Annotated in this window: 26 protein-coding genes; 19 read left to right on the top strand and 7 right to left on the bottom strand. The window is 67.5% G+C overall.

Annotated features, from left to right (window positions below):
* The first annotated feature begins 7 nt into the window (after positions 1-7).
* The 6 genes from ACJ7Z0_RS15040 to ACJ7Z0_RS15015 all read left to right on the top strand — a co-directional run bounded on the left by ACJ7Z0_RS15040 (position 8) and on the right by ACJ7Z0_RS15015 (position 6,330).
* On the top strand, positions 8-916 hold the full coding sequence (locus ACJ7Z0_RS15040) for a LysR family transcriptional regulator (protein ID WP_434790458.1): 909 nt from the start codon (positions 8-10) through the stop codon (positions 914-916).
* Positions 917-1,007: 91 nt separating this feature from the next.
* Positions 1,008-2,201 (top strand): phosphoglycerate kinase, encoded by a 1,194-nt coding sequence (locus ACJ7Z0_RS15035; RefSeq protein WP_431126567.1) that lies wholly within the window; start codon positions 1,008-1,010, stop codon positions 2,199-2,201.
* Positions 2,202-2,284: 83 nt separating this feature from the next.
* Positions 2,285-3,733 (top strand): pyruvate kinase, encoded by a 1,449-nt coding sequence (gene pyk, locus ACJ7Z0_RS15030; RefSeq protein ID WP_021012969.1) that lies wholly within the window; start codon positions 2,285-2,287, stop codon positions 3,731-3,733.
* Between the two features lie 276 nt (positions 3,734-4,009).
* Positions 4,010-4,720, top strand: coding sequence for a hypothetical protein (locus ACJ7Z0_RS15025; protein ID WP_434790457.1), 711 nt, complete (start codon positions 4,010-4,012; stop codon positions 4,718-4,720).
* Positions 4,717-5,754, top strand: a complete 1,038-nt coding sequence (locus ACJ7Z0_RS15020; protein WP_434790456.1) for a hypothetical protein — start codon at positions 4,717-4,719, stop codon at positions 5,752-5,754. Before ACJ7Z0_RS15025 ends, ACJ7Z0_RS15020 begins: the two co-directional genes overlap by 4 nt.
* Before the next feature lie 36 nt (positions 5,755-5,790).
* Positions 5,791-6,330, top strand: coding sequence for a hypothetical protein (locus ACJ7Z0_RS15015; RefSeq protein WP_434790455.1), 540 nt, complete (start codon positions 5,791-5,793; stop codon positions 6,328-6,330).
* A gap of 83 nt (positions 6,331-6,413) precedes the next feature.
* Here the strand turns inward: ACJ7Z0_RS15015 and ACJ7Z0_RS15010 are convergent, their stop codons facing one another.
* On the bottom strand, positions 6,414-7,430 hold the full coding sequence (locus tag ACJ7Z0_RS15010; RefSeq protein WP_434790454.1) for a 1-aminocyclopropane-1-carboxylate deaminase: 1,017 nt from the start codon (positions 7,428-7,430) through the stop codon (positions 6,414-6,416).
* A gap of 149 nt (positions 7,431-7,579) precedes the next feature.
* Here ACJ7Z0_RS15010 and ACJ7Z0_RS15005 point away from each other — a divergent pair, with 149 nt between their 5' ends.
* The 3 genes from ACJ7Z0_RS15005 (at position 7,580) to ACJ7Z0_RS14995 (ending at position 10,294) form a co-directional block, all read left to right on the top strand.
* The gene (locus ACJ7Z0_RS15005; protein WP_434790453.1) at positions 7,580-8,089 is read left to right on the top strand and encodes an Lrp/AsnC family transcriptional regulator; all 510 of its coding nucleotides are present in this window, start codon (positions 7,580-7,582) and stop codon (positions 8,087-8,089) included.
* Between the two features lie 134 nt (positions 8,090-8,223).
* Positions 8,224-9,288: a class II fructose-bisphosphate aldolase gene (fba, locus tag ACJ7Z0_RS15000; RefSeq protein ID WP_013544161.1), complete on the top strand. Its 1,065-nt coding sequence runs from the start codon at positions 8,224-8,226 to the stop codon at positions 9,286-9,288.
* 100 nt (positions 9,289-9,388) lie between these two features.
* The gene (locus ACJ7Z0_RS14995) at positions 9,389-10,294 is read left to right on the top strand and encodes a phosphoribosylaminoimidazolesuccinocarboxamide synthase (protein ID WP_434790452.1); all 906 of its coding nucleotides are present in this window, start codon (positions 9,389-9,391) and stop codon (positions 10,292-10,294) included.
* A gap of 40 nt (positions 10,295-10,334) precedes the next feature.
* Here the strand turns inward: ACJ7Z0_RS14995 and ACJ7Z0_RS14990 are convergent, their stop codons facing one another.
* Positions 10,335-10,772 (bottom strand): META domain-containing protein, encoded by a 438-nt coding sequence (locus ACJ7Z0_RS14990; protein WP_434790451.1) that lies wholly within the window; start codon positions 10,770-10,772, stop codon positions 10,335-10,337.
* 186 nt (positions 10,773-10,958) lie between these two features.
* Positions 10,959-11,879, bottom strand: coding sequence for a tetratricopeptide repeat protein (locus ACJ7Z0_RS14985; protein ID WP_434790450.1), 921 nt, complete (start codon positions 11,877-11,879; stop codon positions 10,959-10,961).
* A 36-nt stretch (positions 11,880-11,915) separates the two neighbouring features.
* On the opposite strand from ACJ7Z0_RS14985, the gene purE reads away from it, so the two are divergent.
* From purE to ACJ7Z0_RS14970, 3 genes are read left to right on the top strand one after another with little or no spacing between them, the layout of a single operon-like run.
* The gene (gene purE / locus ACJ7Z0_RS14980; RefSeq protein WP_431126579.1) at positions 11,916-12,461 is read left to right on the top strand and encodes a 5-(carboxyamino)imidazole ribonucleotide mutase; all 546 of its coding nucleotides are present in this window, start codon (positions 11,916-11,918) and stop codon (positions 12,459-12,461) included.
* Entirely contained in the window at positions 12,458-13,648 is a 1,191-nt protein-coding gene (locus ACJ7Z0_RS14975) for a 5-(carboxyamino)imidazole ribonucleotide synthase (RefSeq protein WP_434790449.1), read from the top strand. The genes purE and ACJ7Z0_RS14975 overlap by 4 nt, the downstream gene beginning before the upstream one ends.
* Positions 13,645-14,646 (top strand): L-threonylcarbamoyladenylate synthase, encoded by a 1,002-nt coding sequence (locus ACJ7Z0_RS14970; protein ID WP_434790448.1) that lies wholly within the window; start codon positions 13,645-13,647, stop codon positions 14,644-14,646. Before ACJ7Z0_RS14975 ends, ACJ7Z0_RS14970 begins: the two co-directional genes overlap by 4 nt.
* Before the next feature lie 107 nt (positions 14,647-14,753).
* Here ACJ7Z0_RS14970 and ACJ7Z0_RS14965 read toward each other — a convergent pair whose 3' ends face one another.
* The 3 genes from ACJ7Z0_RS14965 to ACJ7Z0_RS14955 form a co-directional block, all read right to left on the bottom strand.
* Positions 14,754-16,337 (bottom strand): alpha/beta hydrolase family protein, encoded by a 1,584-nt coding sequence (locus ACJ7Z0_RS14965; RefSeq protein WP_434790447.1) that lies wholly within the window; start codon positions 16,335-16,337, stop codon positions 14,754-14,756.
* 125 nt (positions 16,338-16,462) lie between these two features.
* Positions 16,463-17,893: a D-alanyl-D-alanine carboxypeptidase/D-alanyl-D-alanine endopeptidase gene (dacB, locus tag ACJ7Z0_RS14960; RefSeq protein ID WP_434790446.1), complete on the bottom strand. Its 1,431-nt coding sequence runs from the start codon at positions 17,891-17,893 to the stop codon at positions 16,463-16,465.
* 7 nt (positions 17,894-17,900) lie between these two features.
* Positions 17,901-18,488: an NUDIX hydrolase gene (locus ACJ7Z0_RS14955; RefSeq protein ID WP_434790445.1), complete on the bottom strand. Its 588-nt coding sequence runs from the start codon at positions 18,486-18,488 to the stop codon at positions 17,901-17,903.
* A gap of 79 nt (positions 18,489-18,567) precedes the next feature.
* On the opposite strand from ACJ7Z0_RS14955, the gene ACJ7Z0_RS14950 reads away from it, so the two are divergent.
* From ACJ7Z0_RS14950 to pyrF, 6 genes are all read left to right on the top strand, one after another.
* On the top strand, positions 18,568-19,332 hold the full coding sequence (locus ACJ7Z0_RS14950; protein WP_434790444.1) for a DeoR/GlpR family DNA-binding transcription regulator: 765 nt from the start codon (positions 18,568-18,570) through the stop codon (positions 19,330-19,332).
* 67 nt (positions 19,333-19,399) lie between these two features.
* Positions 19,400-20,416 carry a DMT family transporter gene (locus tag ACJ7Z0_RS14945; RefSeq protein WP_434790443.1) on the top strand — a complete coding sequence of 339 codons (1,017 nt, stop codon included), beginning with the start codon at positions 19,400-19,402 and terminating at the stop codon, positions 20,414-20,416.
* Positions 20,409-21,140: a tRNA (adenosine(37)-N6)-threonylcarbamoyltransferase complex dimerization subunit type 1 TsaB gene (gene tsaB, locus ACJ7Z0_RS14940; RefSeq protein WP_434790442.1), complete on the top strand. Its 732-nt coding sequence runs from the start codon at positions 20,409-20,411 to the stop codon at positions 21,138-21,140. Before ACJ7Z0_RS14945 ends, tsaB begins: the two co-directional genes overlap by 8 nt.
* 126 nt (positions 21,141-21,266) lie before the next feature.
* Entirely contained in the window at positions 21,267-21,809 is a 543-nt protein-coding gene (gene rimI / locus ACJ7Z0_RS14935; RefSeq protein WP_431126597.1) for a ribosomal protein S18-alanine N-acetyltransferase, read from the top strand.
* Positions 21,806-22,588, top strand: a complete 783-nt coding sequence (locus tag ACJ7Z0_RS14930; protein ID WP_434790441.1) for a uracil-DNA glycosylase family protein — start codon at positions 21,806-21,808, stop codon at positions 22,586-22,588. The genes rimI and ACJ7Z0_RS14930 overlap by 4 nt, the downstream gene beginning before the upstream one ends.
* A gap of 34 nt (positions 22,589-22,622) precedes the next feature.
* Complete coding sequence (gene pyrF / locus ACJ7Z0_RS14925) at positions 22,623-23,447, top strand: orotidine-5'-phosphate decarboxylase (protein WP_434790440.1); 825 nt, start codon at positions 22,623-22,625, stop codon at positions 23,445-23,447.
* A 15-nt stretch (positions 23,448-23,462) separates the two neighbouring features.
* Here the strand turns inward: pyrF and ACJ7Z0_RS14920 are convergent, their stop codons facing one another.
* A complete protein-coding gene (locus ACJ7Z0_RS14920; protein ID WP_431126603.1) occupies positions 23,463-24,197 on the bottom strand; it encodes a helix-turn-helix domain-containing protein in 735 nt (244 codons plus the stop codon).
* A gap of 138 nt (positions 24,198-24,335) precedes the next feature.
* Between ACJ7Z0_RS14920 and ACJ7Z0_RS14915 the strand changes: the two genes are divergently transcribed.
* Positions 24,336-25,193: a hypothetical protein gene (locus ACJ7Z0_RS14915; RefSeq protein WP_434790439.1), complete on the top strand. Its 858-nt coding sequence runs from the start codon at positions 24,336-24,338 to the stop codon at positions 25,191-25,193.
* The last annotated feature ends 78 nt before the right edge of the window (positions 25,194-25,271 follow it).

Below are 25,271 nucleotides of genomic sequence, written 5' to 3'. Positions count from 1 at the left end.
TAACCATATGAATCTGACCCTGCGCCAATTGCGCGCCTTCGCGGCCGTGGCCGAGACCGGCAGCTTTACTGCCGCGGCGCAGCAGCTGCACCTCACGCAGTCGGCGCTCAGCGTGCTGGTGCGCGAGCTCGAGCGCGAAATGGGCGTGCAGCTGCTCGACCGCCACACGCGCCGCGTGCAGCTCTCCGAAGCCGGCCGCGAGTTTCTGCCTTCGGTGCACCGGCTCCTCGGCGACCTCACGACCGCGGTGGCCGGCGTGACGGATTTGCGTGACAAGAAGAAAGGTGTGTTGCGTCTTGCAGCGCCCCAACTCATGGCCTGCACGCTGATGCCGCGCGTGATCGCGGTCTATCGCGAGGCCTATCCCGATGTCGACGTGCGCCTGGCTGACACGCTGCCGGAGCACCTGCTGGCCGGCGTGATGGCCGGCGACGTGGAGCTTGCGGTGGGGCAGGACGTGGCGGTGGATGCCGCCATCGAGCGCCGCACGCTCTTGCGCGACCGGCACTGGCTGATCTGCCCGCCCGGCCATGCGTTTGCCAGGCGTCGCAAGGTGCGCTGGCACGAGCTCGAGCCCTACACCTTCATCGCGCCCACGCGTGACTTCCGCCAGCGCGTGCTGCCCGAACTGGCGCCCGCCGAACGTGACTACATGCTGCGCCCGGCCACGCAGGAGGTGTCGTACATGACCACGGCGCTCGGCATGGTGGCCTCGGGCCTGGGGCTCACCGTGTGCCCGACCTATTCGGCGCCGCTGGTGCGCGCCCACGGCCTGCAGATGGTGCGGCTCGAGTCGCCCGACTTCCACCGCGAAGTCTGCGTCTACAGCGCCGCGCGGCGCACCCTCTCGCCCGCCGCCGCGAGCTTTGTCGAGGTCCTCGAGCGCTTTGCCCGGGAACAGCAAAAGGCTGGCTGAAAAAGCATCGGCGCACGGCATGACGCGGGTAGAGCCGCCGCGGGGCGAAACCTACAATGCGGGCGACTTGTCTTCCACCACCTCCAGATCCATGAACGTCATTCGATTCACCGACCTCTGCGCGCAGGGCAAGGCCGCCGGCCAGCGCGTCTTCATCCGTGCCGACCTCAACGTGCCGCAGGACGACGCCGGCAACATCACCGAAGACACGCGCGTGCGCGCCTCGGTGCCCTGCATCCAGCTGGCGCTCGATTCCGGCGCCGCCGTGATGGTCACCTCGCACCTGGGCCGCCCGACCGAAGGCGAATTCAAGCCCGAGGACTCGCTGGCTCCCGTGGCCAAGCGCCTGGGCGAGCTGCTGGGCCGCGAGGTTCCGCTGGTGGCCAACTGGGTCGACGGCGTCGACGTGAAGCCCGGCCAGGTCGTGCTGCTCGAGAACTGCCGCGTCAACAAGGGCGAGAAGAAGAACGACGAAGCGCTGGCCCGCAAGCTCGCCGCGCTCACCGACATCTACGTGAACGACGCCTTCGGCACGGCCCACCGCGCCGAAGCCACCACCTACGGCATCGCGCAGTTCGCCAAGGTGGCCGCGGCCGGCCCGCTGCTCGCGGCCGAGATCGACGCCATCTCCAAGGCGCTGGCATTGCCCAAGCGGCCGCTGGTGGCCATCGTGGCGGGCTCCAAGGTGAGCACCAAGCTGACCATCCTCAAGAGCCTGTCGGCCAACGTCGACCAGCTGATCGTCGGCGGCGGCATTGCCAACACCTTCATGCTCGCGGCCGGCCTCAAGATCGGCAAGTCGCTGGCGGAGCCCGACCTGATCGACCAGGCCAAGGCGGTGATCGAATCCATGCGCGCCCGCGGCGCCGACGTGCCGATTCCGGTGGACGTGGTCACGGCCAAGACCTTTGCGGCCGATGCGCCCGCCACGGTGAAGGACGCGAACGACGTGGCCGACGACGACCTGATCCTGGACATCGGCCCCAAGACCGCCGCGCAGCTGGCCGCGCAGCTGCGCGAAGCCGGCACCATCGTCTGGAACGGCCCGGTGGGCGTGTTCGAGTTCGATGCCTTCGCGGGTGGCACCAAGGCCATCGCCCAGGCCATCGCCGAAAGCAGCGCCTTCTCGATCGCCGGCGGCGGCGACACGCTCGCGGCCATTGCCAAGTACGGCATCGAAAAGCAGGTCGGCTACATCTCGACCGGCGGCGGCGCCTTCCTCGAAGTGCTCGAGGGCAAGACCCTGCCGGCTTTCGAGATTCTTGCCAAGCGCGCCGCGGGCTGATTTTTCTCGCGTGGGCGCCGCGTCCACTTCCTGTAGTCACACAAAGTGTATACAGTAGCGGATACAAAATGGAGACTAGCTCAATGATCACGGATCGCCTTCCCCGCCACGCCACCAAGATCGTCGCCACGCTCGGCCCGGCGTCCAATACGCCCGAGCTGCTGGAACAGATGATCCTGAACAAGGTCAGCGTGGTGCGGCTCAATTTCAGCCACGGCACGGCGCAGGACCACATCGACCGCGCGGCCATGGTGCGAGAGGCGGCCCGCAAGACCGGCCGCGAGGTGGCGATCATGGCCGACCTGCAGGGCCCCAAGATCCGCGTCGGCAAGTTCGCCCAGGGCAAGGTCTGGCTCGAGCCGGGCGCCAAGTTCGTGCTCGACGCCTCGCGCACCGAACCCGGCGACACCGACGCGGTCGGCCTCGACTACAAGGACCTGCCGCGCGACGTGCGCCCCGGCGACAAGCTGTTGCTGAACGACGGCCTCATCGTGCTCACGGTCGACGCGGTGCGCGGCGAGGCGGTGCACACCACCGTCAAGCTGGGCGGCGAGCTCTCCAACAACAAGGGCATCAACAAGCAGGGCGGCGGCCTCACGGCGCCGGCGCTCACGGCCAAGGACATGGAAGACATCAAGACCGCGATGAGCTTCCAGGCCGACTACGTGGCGGTGAGCTTTCCCAAGAACGCCACCGACATGGAAATGGCGCGCCAGCTGTGCAACGTGGCCGCGGCCGAATTCGGCCACAAGCCGGGCCTGATCGCCAAGATCGAGCGTGCCGAAGCCATTCCCAAGCTGGAGGAGATCCTCCGCGCGAGCGACGGCATCATGGTGGCGCGCGGCGATCTCGCGGTGGAGGTGGGCAATGCCGCCGTGCCCGCGCTGCAGAAAAAGATGATCCGCATGGCGCGCGACATGGACAAGGTGGTGATCACCGCGACCCAGATGATGGAGTCGATGATCACCAACCCCGTGCCCACGCGCGCCGAGGTGAGCGACGTGGCCAATGCCGTGCTCGACGGCACCGATGCCGTGATGCTCTCGGCCGAAACCGCCTCGGGCCGCTACCCGCTCGAAACCGTGCAGGAGATGAGCCGCATCTGCGAGGCCGCCGAATCGGCCGAGGACAAGATGCTCGACGCCGACTTCAGCGGCAAGACCTACAGCCGCATCGACCAGTCGATTGCCATGGGCGCGCTGTTCACGGCCCACCATCTCGGCGCCAAGGCCATCGTGGCACTCACCGAGTCGGGCTCCACGCCGCTGTGGATGAGCCGCCACCGCGCGCACATTCCGATGTACGCGCTGACCTCGCGCCTTGCCACGCAGCGCAGGATGGCGCTCTACCGCAACGTGCGCCCGCTGCTGATGGATTCGGAAAGCGACCGCGACACCGCGCTCGAGCAGGCCGAAGCCCACTTGAAGAAGCGCGGCATCGTGCAGACCGGCGACGTCTATGCGATTACCTGCGGCGAGCCGATGGGTGCCCCGGGCGGCACCAACATGCTCAAGATCTGCCGCGCGAGCTGATCGATCGGGCATCGACGATGTCTCGAGCGCCGGAAGGGCGGGGGACATCAAATGGGGAATTGCTACATCCAAGGCGATGCTGCCGGCTTTGCTGACGGCGCTGTCCGTTGCAAGGTGCGGCGTTCCGCCGGGTGTGTCGAATTTCAATCCTTCCAACGCATAGACGTCGATAAGTTCACGATCAGCGGGAAAAGGCGCGTTGGTTTTGAACCGACCCCAAGAAATCCTGCGTGACACTGCGGATGTGATCGCGACATCCGGAAGGGCGGGAAATCAATGAAGCAATTGCACGCATTCAAAGCGGTGCTGCTGGCCTTGGCGACGGCGGTGTCCGTCGCAGGGTGCGGCGTTCTGCCGGGGGTGTCGAATTTCAACTCCTCGACGGCAGCATCATGCGCGGTTCAGAGCGCCGAAGCCCGGCCGCCGAAACACCCGATCGTCGAACTGGCCTGGTGCATCGCACGGACGGATGACCTCTCCGATCCAAGCCACCTGTTTTATGAAACCCTGGGGATCAAGAACGACCGGGACTACAGCGAGTCCAGAAATGTTCCTTGGCGGATCTCGGCGGGAGCGGGGAACGCAGAAGAGCTTCAACATTTGCCAGCGGGCGTCAGCAACTTTTACTACAAGCGTGCAGATGACGACAGACCAAGGTTTGGGGGGAAAAGGTATTTCAGCTTTGACGTCGACATCAGGAAATCATGCGTGACACTGGCGGATGTGATCGCCACCTTCGGCGACGGCTTCACCGTCTCGCCACACCGTCCCGTAGCGCCTGCTGTGGCGTTGCCAGGGGGGGTGCCAACGCCGCCCTTTCAAACAGGAAAGCTCCAGGGCATCTTCTATGTCACTCCCCGCTTCTTCAAGGGGCCTAGGAACGGGCGAATTGAATTCGATTTCAGTTACTACGAATGCGTGGGAGGCATCACCGTTCAGCGCGACCTTGAATCACTAAAGAATCAGAGAGAGGGAACCAAAAAATGAGCACTTTCACCACGGCCATCACAGCAGAGTGGTTGGCCGACGAGAAGAACAAATTCAAGGCGTACAAGATTTCGCCCGAGGCGCTCGCAATGATCAACAGGTCGGAAACGCTCAAGGCCGACATGCGCGCCTATGCCTCCAGCGATTACACGGCCGCTGGAAGGATCAACCCAGAAGCCGGTGCGGGCGAGTACAGGACGCCGGTGGATAAGGACAATCCCGGCCGCCTCCGCATCGCCCTCGACCGCTTCACCACCCCCGAAGGCACAGTCAGCATCCTGGCCCACGAACTCGGGCACTTTCGCGTTGAAGAACCCAATGCCGCCATCGCGACCGCGCGCTCCAACGCCCTGACGGGAAAAGACAAGGCCGCTTACGAGAGCGCCTGCCACCTGACCGAAGGCTACGCCCACTACAACGAAGTCAAAGTGCGCGAAGAAATCCTGGAAACCAATCGCTTGGCCGCCGAGCTCGAGCAACGGCCCCTTACGGAACAGGAAGTTCAACTGGAATCCCGCTGGCGCGGTGAAGGGGTGCACGGTAGCCGCGGCGAAGGCCAGGACCACCTGATCGCCAGACGCATTTCGGATGCCGCCCGGGAAGAACCCGGCCACATGACCGCCACTCAGGTCATGGAGGCGGCCGTCTATGCGCTGGCTCAGAACAACAGGGGCAACGTCACATCGAACACCAGGCAAACCTACGGCCAATTCTGTGAAGTCGAGGCGAGCCGCATGCTGCCTGGCGCCGCGCCTGCAGAAGCAACGGGCGAAGCGCAACGCACGCCGCAGACGCCATCCAAGGAGCCCTCACCCACTGACGACCTGTCCGCATTTCTGGACCGCATGCTGAGCGCCGATGACGCCACCTTCAGAAGAATGCAACAGACGTTGGCGGACCTGCCGCCGGGCCGAGAGGTGATCGCAGAGGGAATTGCGGAAGTGAATCGGCAGGAGCAATGGGTTGCGCAACAACAGGCGCAAGCGCAGCAGCAGCCTGCAATGAATGCGCCGGCGATGGTCATGCGCCATTGAGCCCATCCACGCGCGGAACAGGCGAGGCAAATAAAAGTGAACGATCAAACCATGCTGGCGTTGGCCAGCAAGATGAGCGCGCTGGTCGAAAAGTTCGAGCGCCGATGCGAGCAATCCGGCTCGGAACTGCAGAGGCTTTCCCAACAGGTGCCGGCCGTGGTGCGCCAAGCCGCCAACGAGCAGCTGGGCCGGCTGCCAGAGGCGGTGCTTGCAGATGTTCGCGGTGGCATCGAGCGGCCGGTTTCCGACTATGAACGGCGCCTGCGCGAAGCAGGCGAACAAATCCATCAGTCTTCTCTTGCCTTGAGCGCGCAGCTCCGACGTGCCGAGGCGTTGCACCGCCACCTGATCTGGAAGGTCGCAGGCATCACGCTGGGCAGCCTGGTGTTGATGCTGTCGGGCGGTGTTTGGTTGTCGAGTCACTACTACGACGAGATCTCGAAGAACCAAATTTCTGCCACATTGCTCAAGGCTTACAACGAGGCCGATGTCACGCTGTGCGACGGACACTTGTGTGTCAGGGCGGACAAGTCGGCCAAGCCCTCTGGGGAGTATGTGCGCGTCAAACCGCGATGACCGATCGAGGCAAATTGTCGGAAGGATAGGCGGGCTGAGCGGCTGCCTACATGACGGAGATCTGCCGCGCGAGCCGAGTTCGCTCAGCCGTTGCGGAACAGGAAGCTGTAGGCGTTCAGCGCCGGCACGCCGCCGAGGTGCGCATACAGCACCTTCGAGCCCGCGGGGAATTCGCCCAGGCGCACCTTCTCGATCATTCCGTGCATCGACTTGCCCTCGTACACGGGGTCGGTCAGCATGCCTTCCAGGCGCGCGCAAAGGCGGATCGATTCCAGCGTGCCTTCGTTGGGCAGACCGTATTCAGGGCCGCCGAAGCGGCGGTCGAGCACCACGTCCTTGTCGGTGATGTCGCGGCCCAGTTCGACCAGTTCGGCCGTGTTCCTGGCAATGCGCACGATCTGCTCGAAGGTCTGCTGCGGCTTGGCCGATGCGTCGATGCCGATCACGCGGTCGGCCCGGCCGTCGGCCGCAAAGCCCACCACCATGCCGGCCTGCGTGCTGCCTGTGACCGAGCAGGTCACGATGTAGTCGAACTTGAAGCCCAGCTCGGCTTCCTGCTGCCGTACCTCCTCGGCAAACCCCACGAAGCCGAGCCCGCCGTAGCGGTGCTCCGAGCAGCCGGCCGGAATGGGAAAGGGCTTGCCGCCGGCCTTGCGCACGTCGTCCATGGCTTCTTCCCAGCTCTTGCGGATGCCGATGTCGAAGCCCGCGTTGTCCAGCCGCACGTCGGCGCCCATGATGCGTGACATCTCGATGTTGCCGACGCGGTCGTACACCGCGTCCGAATAGTTGACCCAGTTCTCCTGCACGAGCACGCACTTCATGCCCAGGTGCGCGGCCACGGCGGCCACCTGGCGGGTCTGGTTCGACTGGATGCCGCCGATCGACACCAGCGTGTCGTAGCCACCCTCGATCGCCTCGGGGATCAGGTATTCGAGCTTGCGGGTCTTGTTGCCGCCGAAGGCAAGGCCGCTGTTGCAGTCCTCGCGCTTGGCGTAGAGCTCGACCTCGCCGCCCAGGTGCGCGCTCAGGCGCTTGAGCGGATGGATCGGCGTGGGGCCGAAGGTCAGGGTATGGCGGGGAAATTTCTTGAGGTTCATCGATGTGCTCCAGAGGAAATGAAAAGGAGGAGGAATGACCTCGATCGTAGAAAGAAGGCGAAGAAACGTGGTTGCAAACTTCGATGGAAATACGAGCAAAAAAAAGACAAGATCGCCAGATTGAATGTTTTTGGTTTGCAAAGGAAAAGATGAGCACAACAAAGTTGCGTACCACGCCGGCGCAGGCGGCCGAGGCGGCGGTGGAGCTCGACCGCACGGATCGCGCCATCCTTCGCGCCCTGCAGCGCGACGCCTCGGTGTCGAACGTGGCCTTGGCGGCCAAGGTCAATCTCAGCGCGCCGGCCTGCCTGCGCCGGGTCGAGCGGCTCAAGGCCGCGGGGCTCATCAAGGGCATCGTGGCGCTGCTCGATGCGAAGGCGCTGGATCTGGGCATGCTGGTGATGATTGGCGTGGTGCTCGACCGCTCGACGCCCGACTCGTTCGCCGATTTCGAGAAGGCCGCGCAGAAGGTGTCCGGCTGCCTCGAATGCCATGTGGTCACGGGTGAGTTCGACTACTTCATGCTCGTGCGAACGCGCGACAACGACAGCTTCAACCGCCTGCACGCCGAGCAGCTGCTGTACTTGCCCGGCGTGCGGCAGATCCGGACTTTCGTGGTGCTCAAGCAGGTGCTGTCGACCACGCAACTGCCGATCTAGAGGCGCCCGCGACCGCCTTGCCACCGGCTTGAGGTACCTGTCAGTGCCGTCCCACAAGGGGGCTCGATAGAATTGCGGCAGTTTTCTCTCGTCTTTCCGCCTTCTTTTTCCCCTATTTCCGCGAGGTATTTCCCATGGCACTCGTCTCGATGCGCGAACTGCTGGACCACGCAGCCGCCAACGGCTACGGCATTCCGGCCTTCAACGTCAACAACCTGGAACAGGTCCAGGCCGTGATGGAGGCCGCCAAGGAAACCGGCGCGCCCGTCATCCTGCAGGCCAGCGCCGGTGCCCGCAAATACGCTGGTGAAGCCTTCATCAAGCACCTGATCCAGGCCGCGATCGAGCAGTACCCCAACATCCCGCTGGTCATGCACCAGGACCACGGCCAGAACCCCGACGTCTGCAAGGGCGCCATCGACCTGGGCTTCAGCTCGGTGATGATGGACGGCTCGCTCGAGGCCGACGGCAAGACCATTGCCAGCTACGACTACAACGTGGACGTCACCAAGAAGGTGTCGGACATGGCCCACCGCCTGGGCGTGACCGTCGAAGGCGAGCTCGGCTGCCTGGGCTCGCTGGAGACCATGAAGGGCGACAAGGAAGACGGTCATGGCACCGACGACACCATGACGCGCGAACAGCTGCTGACCGATCCCGAGCAGGCCGCCGACTTCGTCAAGCGCACCCAGATCGACGCGCTGGCCATTGCCATCGGCACCAGCCACGGCGCCTACAAGTTCACGCGCGAGCCCACCGGCGACATCCTGGCGATCGACCGCATCAAGGAAATCCACCGCCGCATTCCCAACACCCACCTGGTGATGCACGGCTCGTCGAGCGTGCCGCAGGAGCTGCTGGCCATCATTCGCCAGTACGGTGGCAACATGAAGGAAACCTACGGCGTGCCCGTGAAGGAAATCCAGGAAGCCATCAAGCACGGCGTGCGCAAGATCAACATCGACACCGACATCCGACTGGCCATGACCGGCGCGGTGCGCAAGTTCCTGGCCGAGAACCCCGAGAAGTTCGACGCCCGCGAATGGCTCAAGCCCGCGCGCGAAGCCGCCAAGCTGATCTGCAAGCAGCGCTACATCGAGTTCGGCTGCGAAGGCCAGGGCGCCAAGATCAAGGGCGACACGCTGCAGGTCGTCGCCGCCAAATACGCCAAGGGCGAGCTCGCGCAAGAAGTCGTCTAAGGAAACTTTTTTCGCGATTCGCAGGCCACCGTTCGCGGTGGCTTTTTTCTGCGCGCACAATCCGTTTTTCCCGTCACCCGTTTCCGCACAGCACCGCCTCATGACCACCGTCCACACCTCCTCCATCCAGAGCCTGCCCCTGCTTGCGCGCGGCAAGGTGCGCGACAACTACGCCGTCGGCGAGGACCGCATCCTGATGGTCGCGAGCGACCGGCTCAGCGCCTTCGACGTGATCATGGGCGAGCCGATTCCGGGCAAGGGCGAAATCCTCACGCAAATGGCGCTGTGGTGGTTCGACCGCCTGGGCCAGCTGTGCCCCAACCACCTGACCGGCGACGCGCCCGAAAGCGCGGTCACGCCTGAAGAGGTGCCGCAGGTCACGGGCCGCTCGATGCTGGTCAAGCGCCTGACGCCGATTCCGGTCGAGGCGGTGGTGCGCGGCTACCTGGCCGGCAGCGGCTGGAAGGAATACCAGGAAAGCCGCTCGGTCTGCGGCGTGCCGCTGCCCGAAGGGCTCACCAACGCCAGCAAGCTGCCGCGCCCGATCTTCACGCCCGCCGCCAAGGCTGCGGCCGGCGAGCACGACGAGAACATCAGCTACGACCGCGTGGTCGAGATCGTCGGGCCCAAGCTGGCGCAGCAGATCCGCGAGACCAGCCTCGAGATCTACGAAACCGCCGCACAGATCGCGCTGACCAAGGGAATGATCATTGCCGACACCAAGTTCGAGTTCGGCCTGGACGAGGCCGGCACGCTGGTGCTGATGGACGAGGTACTCACGCCTGACAGCTCGCGCTACTGGCCGGTCGAGGGCTACCAAGCCGCGCTGGCCGCCGGCACCAATCCGCCGAGCTACGACAAGCAGTTCGTGCGCGACTGGCTCGAAGCCACCAAGATCAACGGCAAGCCCTGGGACAAGACGCCACCGGCGCCGCGCCTGCCGGCCGAGGTGATCGAGAAGACCGCGGCCAAGTACCGCGAAGCACTGGAACGCCTCACCGGCTGAGGAAAAAAAAGAGCGCGAAGAGCGCTCCCGGCGGCAGCCTTCAGCGCGTCGCCGCGTTCAGCATTGCCACGGTGCGCCCGCTCGCGTCGAGCAGCGCGAGCCGCCCGGGACCGGCGAGCCGGTAGCTGGCGGTGGTCTGCAGCGCCGAAACGAATTGCGCTTCGTTGGCGCCGCGCACCGGGTCCGCGCAGGCCATGCGGGTCGATGCCAGCTGGCCGATGCGCAGCGTGACGCCGCTGCGCGTGAATGAACCCGACACCCGGTTGCAGCCGCCCGATCCGCTGACGCGGCCGCTGCTGCGGTCGAACTGGATCTGCGCATCGCCGCCGGGCGCCACGGGTTCGCCGCCCAGCTGCGCGAGACGCCAGACCGGGCCTTCGATCGGCTCGTCGAGGCTGATGCCGCTGCCGCAGGCGGACAGGGCGGCTGCCAGTGCGGTCGCGAAGACGGGAAGCGCGAGGCGGGCGAGGAAGCGCATGGCCGATTTTTCCTTCTCAATTGCAACAAGTTGAATCGGCGCCATCGTATTCGAGACCGCCCTGGCCCGCCAATGCCGCGGCGCCCGCTGGCCGCGTCCAGAAGCGGTGAGCGGAGCAATGAAAAAGCGACCCGAGAGTCGCTTTTTCGTTGAATTGCGCACTGATCAAGGTGCGCAATCTGGCGTTCAGCTCAGCACCACGCTGCTGAGGCGGCGGCGGTAAGTGGCCACCACCGGGTCATCCGGCGGAATCTGCCCATCGGCCACCTTGACCTTCGGCGGCTCGATGAGGTCGAGGATCGCGATGTAGGTCTTGCGCGCGAGTTCTTCGTTCCAGCTCTTGTCGCGCATCAGGATCTCGAGCAGCTCGTCCATGGCATCGGTCCAGCGCTGGGCATCCATCAGCAGCTGCGCGCGGCCGAAGCGGGCATCGAAGTCGCGTTTGCCGGCGGCAATGCGGGCGTCGAAATCGGCCAGGGTGGGCGCGGGGCCCGAGGCCGGCGCCGCAAAATCGATGGCGTCCATCCAGCGCTGCAGCGAATCGAAGCGGCGCACCAGCGTGGTCTTGGCAATCACCGGCGCAAACGCCACCTTGGCGTCGTCGATGCGGCCCATCTGCAGCAGCAGCTTGACGTAGTCGAAACGCGCGTCGTCGTTGGCGGGGTCGGTGGCCACGGCATGCTGCAGCCGCTCGAGCGCGCCCTCGGTATCGCCTTCAGCCAGCGCCTCCTGCGCCGCGGCCCCCTCGGAAGCAGCCTCCGCTTCCTCGGCGCCGGGAACGTGCTTGTCGAGAAATTCGCGGATCTTGTCGGCCGGAATGGCACCGACGAAGCCGTCGACCGGCTGGCCGTCCTTGAACATCACGCAGAACGGAATGCTGCGCACGCCGAACATTTCGGACAGCTGCGACGAAATCTGCGGCACCTTGTCGGCGTCGAGCTTGGCCAGCGTAAAGCGGCCGGCGTACTCGACCTCGAGCTTTTCGAGCACCGGCCCGAGCTGCTTGCACGGCCCGCACCACTCGGCCCAGATGTCGAGCAGCACCGGCGTGGCGACCGAGCCTTCGATCAGTTCGGCCTGAAAATTTTCGAGAGTGATGTCGATCATCGGAACCAGCTGGGGGTGAAACGTAAAATTGAAACCATGAACGAAACCATTCAGGTCGGTGTAGTGATGGGCTCGAGCTCCGATTGGGAGACGATGCGCAACGCGGTCGAGATTCTCCAGCAATTCGGGATCCAGCACGAAGCGAAGGTGGTCTCGGCCCACCGGATGCCCGATGCGCTCTTCGCGTACGCCGAAAGCGCCGCCGGGCGCGGGCTCTGCGCGATCATCGCGGGCGCGGGCGGCGCGGCCCACCTGCCGGGCATGCTGGCCGCCAAAACCACGGTGCCGGTGCTCGGCGTGCCGGTGGCCAGCCGCCATCTGCAGGGCGTCGATTCGCTCTACAGCATCGTGCAGATGCCCAAGGGCGTGCCGGTGGCCACCTTTGCCATCGGCAATGCGGGGGCCGCCAACGCGGCGCTGTTCGCGGTGGCCATGCTGGCAGTGAACGACCCGGCGCTGCGCGCCCGGCTCGATGCCTTCCGCGCCGCGCAAACGGCCGCGGCCGAAGCCATGGCGTTGCCGCCGCCGGTCGACGGCGGCGCCGTGTCGCCTTTTTCGCCGCAAGGCGGGGGTGCCCTATGAGCAACAACGGCCTGCCCATTCTTCCCGGCGCCACGCTCGGCGTGCTCGGCGGCGGCCAGCTGGGCCGCATGTTCGCCCACGCCGCCCAGCGCATGGGTTATTTCACGGCCGTGCTCGACCCCGACGCCGACAGTCCGGCCGGCCGCGTGAGCCATCACCACATCCACACCGACTACGCCGACGTCGACGGCCTGGCGCGGCTCGCGGGCCTGGCCGATGCGGTCACGACCGAGTTCGAGAACGTGCCGGCCCCCTCGCTGGACAAGCTGTCGGCCGCCCGGCCCGTGTCGCCCGATGCCGCCGCCATTGCCATCGCGCAGGACCGCATCGCCGAAAAGGCCCATTTCACACGCTGCGGCGTGGCCTGCGCACCGTACGCGGTCATCGAGACCGCGGCCCAGCTCGCGGCCGGTGAAGACGGGCTGCTGCCCGGCATCCTGAAGACCGCGCGCCTCGGCTACGACGGCAAGGGACAGCAGCGCGTGACCACGCGCGCCGAGCTGGTCGACGCCTGGCAGGCCGCGCACTGCGTGCCCTGCGTGCTCGAGAAGATGCTGCCGCTCGAGTTCGAATGCTCGGTGATCGTCGCGCGCGGCCGCGACGGGCAGATCGTGCACTTTCCGCCCCAACGCAACCTGCACCGGGACGGCATCCTGGCCGTGACCGAGGTGCATGCGCAGAACATGCCCAAGACCGTGGCGCAGGCGGCCATCAATTCCGCCAAGAGCATCGCCACCGGGCTCAACTATGTCGGCGTGCTGTGCGTCGAATTCTTCGTCCTGACCGACGGCTCCCTGGTGGTCAACGAAATGGCGCCGCGGCCGCACAACAGCGGCCACTACACCATGGAAGCCTGCGACGTGTCCCAGTTCGAGCTGCAGGTGCGCACGCTTGCGGGCTTGCCGCTGGCCCCGCCGCGCCAGCACAGCCCGGCGATCATGCTGAACCTGCTCGGCGACCTGTGGTTCACCGCGGGCGGCACCAAGCCGGCCGCTCCGCGCTGGAGCGACGTGCTCGCGCTGCCCGGCGTGCACTTGCATCTCTACGGCAAGATCGAACCGCGCCGCGGCCGCAAGATGGGCCACCTGACCCTTACCGGCGCCACGCTGGAAAGCGTGCGCGCCGCGGCCTCGCAGGCCGCCACGCTGCTTGGCCTGCCGCCCCTTTCGGCGGCCGATTTCGCATGATTCTCGACGGGCAGGATCCCCACGCCATTGCCGAAGCCGTGCGCGTGCTGCGCGCGGGCGGGCTGGTCGCGTTTCCGACCGAGACCGTCTATGGGCTGGGCGCCGATGCCACCAGCGACATGGCGGTGGGCGGAATCTTCAAGGCCAAGGGCCGGCCGGCCGACCATCCGCTGATCGTCCACGTTGCGGCCGGCATCAAGGGCACCGAGGCGCTGTCGCGCTTTGCGCAGCCGCTGCCGCCTTTCGCGCAGAAGCTGGTGCAGGCCTTCTGGCCCGGCCCCCTGACGCTGATCGTCACGCGCCAGCCTGGCGTGGCCGGCGCGGCAGCCGGCGGGCAGGACACCATCGGCCTGCGCTGCCCTTCGCATCCGGTGGCACAGGCGCTGCTCGAGGCCTGCGCCGAGCAGGGCGTGCCGGGCCTTGCCGGGCCGAGCGCCAACCGTTTTGGCCGCGTCAGCCCGACCACGGCGCAGCACGTGGTCGACGAGTTCGGCGATTCGCTGCCGGTGATCGACGGCGGCGCCTGCGAGGTGGGCATCGAATCGACCATCGTCGACTGCAGCCGCGGCGCGCCCGTGTTGCTGCGCCCGGGCCTGATCACGCGCGCACAGATCGAGGCCGCCCTTGGCGAGCGCCTCAGCAACCGCGAGGTGCTCGAAACGCCCGACCCGCGCGCCCCGGGCACGCTGGAGGCGCACTACGCGCCCAACGCCAAACTGCGGTTGATGGACGCCAAGGCCATCCAGACCGCGCTCGACGTGCTCGGCGCGGGCGCCGCCAACATTGCGGTGTGGTCGCGTGCCGTACTGCGCAGCCCCTCGCAGCGGGTTCTCCAACGGCGCATGCCCGACGATGCAGTGGCCAGCGCGCACCAGCTGTTCGCGGTGCTGCGCCAGTTCGACGCAGAGGGCGTCAAGCTGATCTGGGTCGAGACGCCGCCCGACACGCCCGAGTGGGAAGGCGTGCGCGACCGCCTCCAGCGCGCGTCCCTGAGCTAACCCCCAGTCTTCGCGCACTTCGTGTCGCTTCGCCAACCCCCTTTCAGGGGGCAATGCCAGTGGACCGGCGAAGCCGGTTCCACGGCATTTCTGGAAGGGAGCCCCTCTTAACCGCCGGCGGCCAGCACGCCCTGGAAGAAACCTCGGGCCGAGGCCAGGCAGAACGGCGGCGCGAGCGTGCCGTGGTAGGCCATGGTGACGGCCTGCCGCTTGTCGGCGTCGCTGCCGGGGGTGTTCTGCGCCAGGGTGCTCTTGGCCTGCGCGAAGCCGGCGCGCGCGGTGGAGTAGGCGTCGGTGGTGGCCGTGTCTTCCAGGTCGATCACCGTCAGCGCGGCGGCAGGCATGCCGCGGGCGCGGAAGTAGCCGGCCGTGGCGCGGGTGCTCAGGAAATTCACGGTCGGGTCGTTGGCGCCGCCGCACATCAGCACCGGCCGGGCCGGCAGCCAGTTGCGCAGGTCGTTGGCGCGCGCCGCCTTGCGGAAGCCCACGGCCGGCCTGCAGTCCAGCGGCGAGGTCGTGCTGAGCGAGCCGGCCGTGGCGGGCAGCGCATTGCCGGGGCAGGGATTCGCCAGGATGTCGCCGGCCGCCTGCGTCAGGTAGGTCTGGCGGATCAGGTTGTTGGCGCCATAGAAGATCGACAGCTCCGGGCTCACCGGCCCCGGCGTTGCGCCGGCTGGAAACAGCGCGAGCTGCGGCAGCTTGCCATTGGCATACAGGGTGGCCAGGGGCGTCAGGCTCGGCAGCAGGGTGTCGATGCCGGTGGCGTACTGGGCTTCGTAGATGTCGGCGGTGCTGCCGTACACATCGCCGAACTGCTGCTGCCAGCTGGCCGAAAGCAGCGGCACGAAGAGCGTGCTGCCGAGGGCCGGCCAGCCCAGGAAGGTGTAATCCGCCAGCAGGCCGATGGCCGACGGGGCCGAGAGCGGCGCCGACGCCGTCACCGCCTTGCCCGTGGCCTGCATCTCGCGGTGCGCCGCCATCGCCACGTAGCCGCCCTGCGAATAGCCAGTGATCAGCAGCGAGCCCGCGTCCGCCGCGTCGATGCCCGAAAAAGTCTTGCGCGCCGCCGTGAGCGCATCGACCATGTCCTTGCCCTGCTGGTCGCCGTTCAGGTACGGGTGATAGGGCAGCGTCGACTTGTCGTAGCCCGCATAGTTGGGCGCCACCACGATGTAGCCCTGCGCCGCGAACATCGCGGCGATGGTCAGGCCTTCGCCGGCGGCCGGCTGGGTCGAGTCGGTCCACCTGGCGAGGTTGTAATTGCGCGCGGCGGTGGTGCCGTGCGCATACAGCACCACCGGGCGCGCGCCGTTGCAGGCCACGTCGGCCCCTGACGGCAGCATGATCGCGGCCGTCGCGTTGGTCGCTTCGCCCTTGCCACCCACCGTGCGGTATTCGAGATAGCGCACCTCGACCCCGCACTTGGGCGTGCCGGCCACCTGCAGCAAGGCCTTGCCCTGGTCGCTGGCCTGCAGGTTGGTCCTGAACTGGTCGGCCGTCAGCTTTGCGGTCTGCTCGGGCGGGTCGGTGACGACCGATCCGCGGCCGGTGTCGCCGACCGGCGGCGGAAGCCCCACGCCGATGCCGCCGCCTCCTCCGCCGCCACCGCAGGCGGCCAGCAGCAAGGTGACGCCGGCGAGCGCTGAAAGACCACGCAGCGGAGAAGAAGGTTGTCGTTGGGGCTGGTTCAAGGCGTGCCTCTTGATGTTTTGTCAGTCGGACCGAACGGGCGTCCGATTCTGTGCAGCGACCTGCCCGCACGCAAGCGGCGCGAATACCTAGAGAAGTTTTCAGTACACGGCCGCCAGCCGGCGGCTCAGTTGTCCTGGGAAGCCCAGTCGACCAGCGCGTCGAACGCGGCGCGCGCCGCCCCCGCGTTCTCGCCGTTGGCAATGGCCACCAGCACGTAGCGCCGGCCGCTCGCGCCGTGCACGTAGCCGGCCACGCCGGCCGAATCGCGCAGCGAGCCCGTCTTCAGGTGGGCCGCGCCGCCCGAACGCAGCGCGCGCTTCCTGAGCGTGCCGTCCACGCCAGTGGCGGGCAGCGAGGACACCAGTTCCGGCATCACCGGCGAGCGCCAGGCCACCTGCAGCATCTTGCCGAGCGCCGCCGCGCTGATGCGCTCGTCGCGCGACAGGCCCGAGCCGTTGTCGAACACCGGCGGCGCCTCGCCGGTGCCGATGCGGTCGCGCCACCATTGGCCCAGCGCGCTGCGCGAGGCCTCGAAGCTGCCGCGGTTCTTCTGCGTGAGCCCGATCGTAAGGAACACTTGCTGCGCCATCACGTTGTTGCTGTACTTGTTGATGTCGCGGACCACCTCCGCGAGCGGCGGCGATCCGAATTCGAAGGCCGGCCGGAGGCCCGCGGGCACCCGGCCCTCGCGCATCTGGCCGCCGACGCGGCCGCCCATCTCGCCCCACAGGCCGCCGATGGCGCGCAGGCCGTAGGTGCGCGGGTCGGCGTAGGCCACGGCCCAGCTTTTTTCGCCGCAGGCGGCCGGAAGCGCACCCGTGAAGCGGATGCGGTTCGGGTCGCTGAAGTCGGGCTTGATCGCTGTGCGCCAGTCGCCGCATTCGCCGGGCGCAAGCGCCACCGCGGGCTGCGTCGACACGCTGGCGAGCGGGGGCTCGTAGCTCACGCGCGCCTGCTGGCCGCCGCGCTCGGGCGTGAAGGTCATGTTGACCGACTTGAAGTTGACCAGCAGCGCGTCGGGCGAGGCGTTGTAGGGCCGCAGCGGCTCGCCGTCGAAGGCGCCGGGGTCGTTCTCGGCCGTGTTCTCGAAGGCGCTGCGGTCCAGCACGATGTCGCCGCTCACGGTGGTGATGCCCAGCCCCTGCACGCGCCGCAGCAGCAGCCACGCGCGTTCCAGCACCAGCTTGGGATCGCCCTGGCCCTTGATGTAGAGGTTGCCATTGAGCACGCCGTTGCTCACCGTGCCGTCGACATAGACCGGCGTGCTCCAGCTGTAGGCTGGGCCCAGAAGATCGAGCGCGGCGTAGGTGGTCACCAGTTTCATGATCGACGCCGGATTGACCTGTACCTGCGAGCGCCAGGCCAGCCGAGGCGGACGCACGCCGTCGGCATCGGCCACCAGCATCGTCACCGAATCGCGCGGCACTTTGGCGCGCGCGAGGGCAGCCTCTACTTCGGTCGGGAAAGCCTGCTGGGCAAAGGCGCTCGAGGCGGCCCATGCGGTCAAAGACAGGGCGCAGGCGGTACGAAGAAAGGAGAGGCGAAGAAGAAGCATCGGCCGATTATCTCGGCGCGAAAACATGCAACTGCGCGTGATACAGCAGCATCACCGTCTTGGCGTCGGCGATGCGCCCGTCCGCCACCATGGCCAGCGCCTCGTCGATGCGCAGTTCGAGCACTTCGATGTCCTCGCCCTCGTCGGCCAGGCCGCCGCCGTCACCGATGCGCATCGAAGGCTCGTATTCGGCAATGAAGAAGTGCAGCTTCTCGGTGACCGAGCCCGGGCTCATGAAGGCTTCGAGGATCTTCTGCACCGCGCCGAGCCGATAGCCCAGCTCTTCTTCCACTTCGGCGCGAATGCGTTCCTCGGGCGCCGCGTTGTCGAGCAGGCCCGCCGCGGCCTCGATCAGCAGGTCGTCGTGCCCGTTGACGAAGGCCGGATAGCGGAACTGCCGCGTCAGCAGCACCGTGCGCTGCGCCAGGTTGTAGGGAAGCAGCGTGGCGCCGTTGCCGCGGTCATAAGTCTCGCGGTGCATGCGCTGCCACTCGCCGTCGCTGCGCCGCCAGTCGAAGGCGGTGGTCTTCAGCGTGTACCAGTTGTCGGAAAGCAGGGTGACTTCGTGCACCCGGACGCGGTCTTGAAGGGTCATGGCGCGCAGCTTATGCGCAAATTCGTGCAGAAACAAGAAAATTCGTGCAATCGACCTCCTCGCCAGCTACCATCGACCGATGCTCACCCGCCAGCGCAAGCAACACATCCTCTCGGTCCTGCAACGCGACGGCAACGTCGTCGCCAAGTCGCTCAGCGAGGAGCTTGGGCTGTCGGAAGACACCATCCGCCGCGACTTGCGCGAGCTGGCGGCCGAGGGCCTGCTGCAGCGCGTGCACGGCGGCGCGCTGCCGCTCGCCAGGGCCGAAGCCGATTTCGCGGGCCGGCTGCAGCTCGCAACCGCGGAGAAGGTGGCCATCGGCCGCGCCGCGGCGCGCCTGGTGCGGCCCGCGCAGGTGGTGTTCATCGACGGCGGCACCACGGCCGTCCAGATGGCGCGGCACCTGCCGAAGAACCTGCGCGCCACCGTGGTCACGCACAGCCCGTCGGTCGCGGTCGAGCTGGTGGGCCACGCGGACGTCGAGGTGGTGCTGATCGGCGGGCGCCTCTTCAGGCATTCGATGGTGGCGGTGGGCGCGGCGGCGATGGACGCCATCTCGCGCATCCACGCCGACACCTGCTTCCTGGGCGTGACCGGCGTGCATGCCGAGGCCGGGCTGACCACCGGCGATGCCGAGGAGGCCGCGATCAAGCGCGCGCTCATGGCCGCCGCGGCCGAGACGGTGGTGCTGGCCTCGTCGGAAAAGATCGGCGCCGCCTCGGCCTGGATGGTCAACCCCGTGTCGTCGGCCACCCGCCTGCTGGTGTCGCCGGAAGCACCGGAGGCCGCGCTGGCGCCGTTGCGCAAGGCCGGGCTCGACATCCTTCGCAGCGACGGCGGCTGATCGCCGCATTCGGCGCCGATTCGCCCCTGGCCGGCGCGGCCAAGGGCGGGCCCTCGATAATGGGGGGATGCCCGCCACGCCACGCCTCTCGCCCCGCACGCTCGGCATCGGCGCGGCCGTGGTCACCGTGCTGGTCTGGACGGCCTTCATCGTGATTGCCCGGGCCTCGGCCGCACGCTCGCTCACCCCCTTCGACCTGGCGCTGGCGCGCATCTGCGGCGCCAGCCTGGTGCTGGTGCCCTGGGGTGCCTGGATGGTGATGAAGGACCTCCGGCAAAGGGACGGTACCACCGCCTCCTCGCTTTTCGGCCTCTCGCCCCTGTCGCTGCGCGTGACCGCCAGCGCCGGCATCTTCGGCGGCGTGGCCTATGCCGCGCTGGCCTACAGCGGCTTCTTCTTCGCGCCGGCCGGCCATGCCTCGGTGCTGATGCCCGGCAGCCTGCCGCTGTGGACCACGCTGCTGGCCGCCCTGGTGCTGCGCGACCGCATCACGCCGGGCCGCGCTTTCGGGCTGGCGCTGATCGTGGCCGGCGATCTGGTGGTCGGCGGGCGCAGCCTGCTGCACGCCTTCGAGGGCGGCGAGGTCTGGAAGGGCGACCTGCTCTTCATGTCGGCCGCCTTCTGCTGGGCCTGCTACAGCGTGGTGGCGCGCCGCCATGGGCTCGACGCCGTGCGCGCGACCATCGCCATCACCGTCTTCGCGTTGCTGACCTATGTGCCCGTCTACAGCCTGCTGGTGGCGGGCGGTGCGGTCGCGAGCCGCATCGGTTCCGCGCCGTGGGGCGAGGTGGCGTTCCAGATGCTGTTCCAGGGCCTGGGCTCGGTCGTCATCTCGGGCATCACGTTCACGAAGATGATCCAGTACTTCGGACCGGTGCGCAGCACCATGATCACGGCGCTCGTGCCCGGACTCTCGGCCTTCGGCGCGGTGATCTGGCTCGACGAGCCGCTGCACTGGAACCTGATGGCCGGCCTGCTGCTGGTGACCGCCGGCATCCTGTTCGGCGTGCAGAAATCGGCCGGGGCGCGCAATGCCCCGATGCCCACGGTTCCGGCCACCGCCATGGGACGACGCGATGCCTAAGCTCCTGGCTTTCGACACCAGCACCGAGCACCTGTCGGTCGCGGTTCGGCGTGGCGAGCGCCTGTTCACGCACAGCGGCGCCGGCGGCGCGCAGGCGTCGAGCACGCTGATCCCGCTCATCCTGCAATTGCTGGCCGAGGCCGGGCTCGAACTGGCCGCGCTCGACGCCATTGCCTTCGGCCGCGGGCCGGGTTCCTTCACGGGCCTGCGCACCGCCTGCTCGGTGGCGCAGGGCCTGGCCTTCGGCTCCGGCGTGCCGCTGCTGCCGGTCGACACGCTGCTGGCCGTGGCCGAGGAAGCCCGCCACACATTCGGCGCCCGCCAGGTGGTGGCCGCGCTCGACGCGCGCATGGACCAGCTCTATGCCGCGCGCTACGACTTCGACGGCGGCGGCGCGCTGGGCGCCCTGCAAGGCGATGGCGGCGAGCCGCTGCTGCTCGCGCCCGAAGCGCTCGAAGTGCCCGCCGGCTGGTCCCTGGCCGGTAACGCCTTTGCCGCCTATGGCCCGCGCCTGGCGCCCGCCGCGGCGCGCCATGAAGTGCTGCCGACCGCCACCGCCATGCTCCGCCTCGCGCCCGCGCTGCTGGCCGCCGGCCGCACGGTGGACGCGGCACATGCCTGGCCGCTCTATGTTCGCGATAAAGTGGCGCAAACGACCGATGAGCGCGCTGCCATCAAGGCGGCCGCCGCCGTCGCGGTTTCACCTGTTGCCAGCAAGACATGAGCGCCGCGCCGGGCCGCCCCAAGCAAGCTCGCATCGCAGTGCGAAGCACGGAGGTAATCGAATGAGCGCCGCGCCGGGCCGCCCCAAGCAAGCTCGCATCGCAGTGCGAAGCACGGAGGTAATCGAATGAGCGCCGTTCTTCAGCCCGTCGAAGCCCGCCTCGAACCGCTCACCGTCGAGCGGCTCGATGCCGTCTGCGCGGTCGAGCAGACGGCCTACAGCCATCCGTGGACGCGGGCCAACTTCATCGACTCGATGGCGGTCGGCTACCACTGCCAATGCCTGCTCGCGCCGGTCTCCGTGCCCGACCTGGCCACGCCGGTGACCAGCCTCGGCGAAACGCTGATCGGCTACTTCGTCGCCATGAAAGGCGTGGACGAGGTGCATCTGCTCAACTTCACGGTGGCGCCGGTTTTCCAGCGCCAGGGGTGGGCGCCGCTGATGCTCGAGGCGCTGACCGGATGGTCGCGCGGCGAAGGCGCGCTATGGCTCTGGCTCGAAGTGCGCCAGAGCAACCAGCGTGCGCTCGACGTCTACGTGCGCCAGGGTTTCCGCAGTGTCGGCGTGCGCAAGGGCTACTACCCGGCCCATGACAGCAAGCGCGAAGACGCCGTGGTCATGAGCCTGCGACTGAATGAAACAGGCTCCGCCTGGGGAGCTTTGCGATGAGCGCGATACAGACATTGAAACTCGATGCGCGCCAGCGCGCGATGCTCGACGAAATGGGCGTGAAGGTCTGGTGGCCGATGCCCGAAGTGGCCGAAGCGCCAAGGGTCGCCGTGGAAACGAAAGCGGTTGCCGCGGAGCCGCCGCCGGTTGAAGAAGAAACGCGCGAACGCTTCGTCGCCGAGGCGCCCGCCCCGGCCGCAAGGCCCGCTGCGGCAACGGCCCCGGCGGCCCGCCCCGCGGCCGCGCCGATCGCCCATGGCGCCGCGGTGCTGGTCGAGGCACCCCGCCGCCTTTACGCCGAGGCCGGAGCGGGGCCGGCCCAGGGCGGCTGGCTCGTCGTGGCCGACATGCCGCCCGAGGCCGAAGGCCGCCACGGCGAGCCCTTTGCGGGCGACGCCGGCAAGCTGCTCGACAACATGCTGCGCGCCCTCAAGCTGCACGACGGCAAGACGCCGGTGCACCTGATGCGCACGCACCGCGGCGTGGCCGCCGGCCAGTCCGGCAGCCCGCGTCCCATGGCCGAGGCCTTCGAGGAACAGGCCGCCGCGCTGGCACCGAGGCTGGTGCTCGCCATGGGGCCGCTGGCCGCGCAAGGGCTGATGCAAAGCGCCGATCCGCTCGGCAAGCTGCGCGGCCGTGCCGTGCCGCTGGCATCGATCCAGGGCGTATCGGTGGTGGCCACCTACCACCCCGCGTACCTGTTGCGAAACCCCGCCGACAAGGCGCGCGCCTGGGCCGACTTGTGCCTGGCCGCTGAACAGCAATCGCCGTCGAATTAAGGGCCGGCGGCCGGGGTCCTTAAAATCAGGCCCCATGACTTTCCTCGACAAGCTGGCCACTGCACAGCAAAAAAACGGTTCGTTGCTCTGCGTGGGGCTCGATCCGGAGCCAGCCAAGTTCCCGGGGCAGCTCAAGGGCGACGCGGGCCGCATCTATGACTTCTGCGCGCGCATCGTCGACGCCACGGCCGACCTGGTCATCGCCTTCAAGCCGCAGATCGCCTATTTCGCGGCCCACCGCGCCGAAGCCCAGCTCGAACAACTGATGGAGCACATGCGCCGCAATGCGCCTCACGTGCCCGTGATCCTGGACGCCAAGCGCGGCGACATCGGCTCCACGGCCGAGCAGTACGCCATCGAGGCCTTCGAGCGCTATGGCGCCGACGCGGTGACGCTGTCGCCCTTCATGGGCTTCGATTCGGTGGCGCCCTACCTCAAGCATGAAGGCAAGGGCGCCTTTTTGCTCTGCCGCACCAGCAACCCCGGCGGCTCCGACCTGCAGGGACAGCGCCTCGCGGACATCGAGGGCCAGCCTTTCCTCTACGAGCACGTCGCCAAGCTGGCGCAGGGGCCTTGGAACCTCAACGGCCAGCTCGGCCTCGTGGTGGGCGCCACCTACCCGGCGGAGATCGAACGCGTGCGCGAACTCGCGCCCACGGTGCCGCTACTGATTCCGGGTGTCGGCGCCCAGGGCGGCGATGCGGTGGCCACGGTGCGTGCCGGCTGGCGCGCCGATGCGCCGATCATCGTGAACTCGTCGCGCGCCATCATCTATGCCTCGTCCGGCGACGACTTCGCCGCCGCCGCGAAGAACGCCGCACGCACCACGCGCGACGCGCTGGAAGCCGCCAAGCCCTGAAGCAAGCCCTGAGGGTCAGCCGCGACGCAGGCGCGTGAAGGCTTCGAATTCCCAGTTCCGCATGCCCAGCAGCAGCGTGTAGCCCTCGCGGTCCTTGGCCGAGAGCTTCTGGTCCGTCTGGTGCTGCTGCGCAAAGTCTTGCGCCACGCGCTGCAGCCGCTCCAGGAACGCCGGCGCCAGCGACCGGCTGATCGAGCCGTGCACCAGCAGCAGCCCTTCGGCCGGGCCATCGAAACCACCGCGGTAGTAGTCGAGCACCACGTTCTCGCGAAAGAACTCCATCACCGGGCCGTGCGGCCGCCAGCGGAAGGTCTTGGCCAGCTTCAGCCGGTAGCGGTTGAGCGGGCGCAGCTCGATGATGCCGATGCGGTCGAGTTGCGCCAGAAAGCCGATGCATTCCGCCTCGCTGATCCGGTACGAGGACACGATCTGCTCCAGCGTCCACTGGCTCAGCACGCTGATCGCCACCAGCAGGAGCTTCTTGTCCTTGACCACCGCTTTTTCCTGCTCCTGGGTGAGCTCCTTCAGGAGCGGCTGGGCGTCGGCCACGCGGCGCGCCAGCTCGGCAAAGTCGATCTTGAGGGCGCGGCAGATCGCGTCGACGCGCGACAGCGGCATGTCGCTCTTGGCCAGCATGCGTTTCACGCTGGATTCGGCCATGTCGAGCGACCGCGCCAGGTCGGCGTAAGTCATGCGGGCGCTCTTGAGTTCGTTCTTGAGGGCTTGGACGAGGTCGACGGTGGTGCTCATGAAAAGTAGCTTGCTGGCAAAGGGGTACTAAAAGAAGATACCGAAAGGTGTGAATTAATGCCTCGTATCGATTCTCGATGCCTGTAGAGAGGCTGGCAACTAAATTCCGCGACTCGTACCCAACCCACGAGGACCGCCATGCTCCCGACCACCCTCAGCCGCCGCGAACGCGGATTGCTTTTCACCTTTGCGCTGCTCGCGTTGGCGGCCCTCTTCGGGCCCGCGCTGCCGGCCGCCGACGTGGCGATCGCCTCGGTGTTTGCCGACAGCCGCGCCTGGTACGGCCTGCCCAACGCGATGGACGTGCTCAGCAACCTGCCCTTTGCGCTCGTCGGCTGCTGGGGCCTGTACCGGCTCCACCGGATCGACCGTGCCCATCAGCAGGCGCTGGCCGAATTCCCGCTGGCACCGCCGGCCAATGATCCGCCGGACAACACGCTCGACTGCGCCTGGCTTTTCTTCGCGGGGCTGATCGCCACCGCCGCGGGCTCGGCCTTCTTTCACCTGATGCCCGACGCGTCCCGGCTCGCGGCCGACCGCGCCGGCATGGCCGTGGCCTTTGCGGGCCTGATCGGCATCGCGGTCTGCGAGCGCGTGAGCCAGCGCGCCGGTTGGCCGGCGGCCTGGTTCGTGCTGGCGGGCGGCCTGCTGGCGGCCGAGGTGTTCCATGAGAGCGGCAATGTCCTGCCCTGGGCGATCGTGCAGTTTGGCGGCATGGCCGTGGTGCTGACGCTGGCCCTGGCCACGCCGATGCGCGGCGCGGTCGGACTCAAGCTCGGCTGGGTGATCTTCTTCTATGTGCTGGCCAAGGGCTTCGAGCTGGCGGACGAGCCGATCTACGAGATGACCGGGCAGCTGATCTCCGGCCACAGCCTCAAGCACCTGGCCGCATCGCTGGCCGGCCTGCCTGTGCTTGCGGCGCTCAGGAAGCTCGACGTGAGCTGGCGCAGGGCCCTGCTGCGGCACAATCCGGACGCAGCCGTTCTAACGGCGTGACATTGGCTCGCCCCCAGTCTTCACGCACTTCGTGTCGCTACGCCAACCCCCTGCCGGGGGCAACACCAGAGGACCGGC

Origin of the sequence: Variovorax palleresanus (assembly GCF_051144945.1) — a bacterium.
Classification (GTDB): Bacteria; Pseudomonadota; Gammaproteobacteria; order Burkholderiales; family Burkholderiaceae_C; genus Variovorax; species Variovorax paradoxus_S.
The sequence above is the reverse complement of the archived record's forward strand: the minus strand, read 5'-3'. Positions and strand labels throughout refer to the sequence as shown.

Bases quoted from the DNA above. Each gene is read 5' to 3' on its own strand.
- ACJ7Z0_RS14975 (WP_434790449.1), top strand. From the start codon at position 12,458: ATGAGCAACAACGGCCTGCCCATTCTTCCCGGCGCCACGCTCGGCGTG.
- ACJ7Z0_RS14990 (WP_434790451.1), bottom strand. From the start codon at position 10,772: ATGCGCTTCCTCGCCCGCCTCGCGCTTCCCGTCTTCGCGACCGCACTG.
- fba (WP_013544161.1), top strand. From the start codon at position 8,224: ATGGCACTCGTCTCGATGCGCGAACTGCTGGACCACGCAGCCGCCAAC.
- ACJ7Z0_RS15020 (WP_434790456.1), top strand. From the start codon at position 4,717: ATGAGCACTTTCACCACGGCCATCACAGCAGAGTGGTTGGCCGACGAG.
- rimI (WP_431126597.1), top strand. From the start codon at position 21,267: ATGAGCGCCGTTCTTCAGCCCGTCGAAGCCCGCCTCGAACCGCTCACC.
- purE (WP_431126579.1), top strand. From the start codon at position 11,916: ATGAACGAAACCATTCAGGTCGGTGTAGTGATGGGCTCGAGCTCCGAT.
- pyrF (WP_434790440.1), top strand. From the start codon at position 22,623: ATGACTTTCCTCGACAAGCTGGCCACTGCACAGCAAAAAAACGGTTCG.
- ACJ7Z0_RS14930 (WP_434790441.1), top strand. From the start codon at position 21,806: ATGAGCGCGATACAGACATTGAAACTCGATGCGCGCCAGCGCGCGATG.
- ACJ7Z0_RS14915 (WP_434790439.1), top strand. From the start codon at position 24,336: ATGCTCCCGACCACCCTCAGCCGCCGCGAACGCGGATTGCTTTTCACC.
- ACJ7Z0_RS14995 (WP_434790452.1), top strand. From the start codon at position 9,389: ATGACCACCGTCCACACCTCCTCCATCCAGAGCCTGCCCCTGCTTGCG.
- tsaB (WP_434790442.1), top strand. From the start codon at position 20,409: ATGCCTAAGCTCCTGGCTTTCGACACCAGCACCGAGCACCTGTCGGTC.
- pyk (WP_021012969.1), top strand. From the start codon at position 2,285: ATGATCACGGATCGCCTTCCCCGCCACGCCACCAAGATCGTCGCCACG.
- ACJ7Z0_RS14950 (WP_434790444.1), top strand. From the start codon at position 18,568: ATGCTCACCCGCCAGCGCAAGCAACACATCCTCTCGGTCCTGCAACGC.
- ACJ7Z0_RS14970 (WP_434790448.1), top strand. From the start codon at position 13,645: ATGATTCTCGACGGGCAGGATCCCCACGCCATTGCCGAAGCCGTGCGC.
- ACJ7Z0_RS15010 (WP_434790454.1), bottom strand. From the start codon at position 7,430: ATGAACCTCAAGAAATTTCCCCGCCATACCCTGACCTTCGGCCCCACG.
- ACJ7Z0_RS14985 (WP_434790450.1), bottom strand. From the start codon at position 11,879: ATGATCGACATCACTCTCGAAAATTTTCAGGCCGAACTGATCGAAGGC.
- ACJ7Z0_RS15035 (WP_431126567.1), top strand. From the start codon at position 1,008: ATGAACGTCATTCGATTCACCGACCTCTGCGCGCAGGGCAAGGCCGCC.
- ACJ7Z0_RS14955 (WP_434790445.1), bottom strand. From the start codon at position 18,488: ATGACCCTTCAAGACCGCGTCCGGGTGCACGAAGTCACCCTGCTTTCC.
- ACJ7Z0_RS14920 (WP_431126603.1), bottom strand. From the start codon at position 24,197: ATGAGCACCACCGTCGACCTCGTCCAAGCCCTCAAGAACGAACTCAAG.
- ACJ7Z0_RS14945 (WP_434790443.1), top strand. From the start codon at position 19,400: ATGCCCGCCACGCCACGCCTCTCGCCCCGCACGCTCGGCATCGGCGCG.
- dacB (WP_434790446.1), bottom strand. From the start codon at position 17,893: ATGCTTCTTCTTCGCCTCTCCTTTCTTCGTACCGCCTGCGCCCTGTCT.
- ACJ7Z0_RS15025 (WP_434790457.1), top strand. From the start codon at position 4,010: ATGAAGCAATTGCACGCATTCAAAGCGGTGCTGCTGGCCTTGGCGACG.
- ACJ7Z0_RS15040 (WP_434790458.1), top strand. From the start codon at position 8: ATGAATCTGACCCTGCGCCAATTGCGCGCCTTCGCGGCCGTGGCCGAG.
- ACJ7Z0_RS15005 (WP_434790453.1), top strand. From the start codon at position 7,580: ATGAGCACAACAAAGTTGCGTACCACGCCGGCGCAGGCGGCCGAGGCG.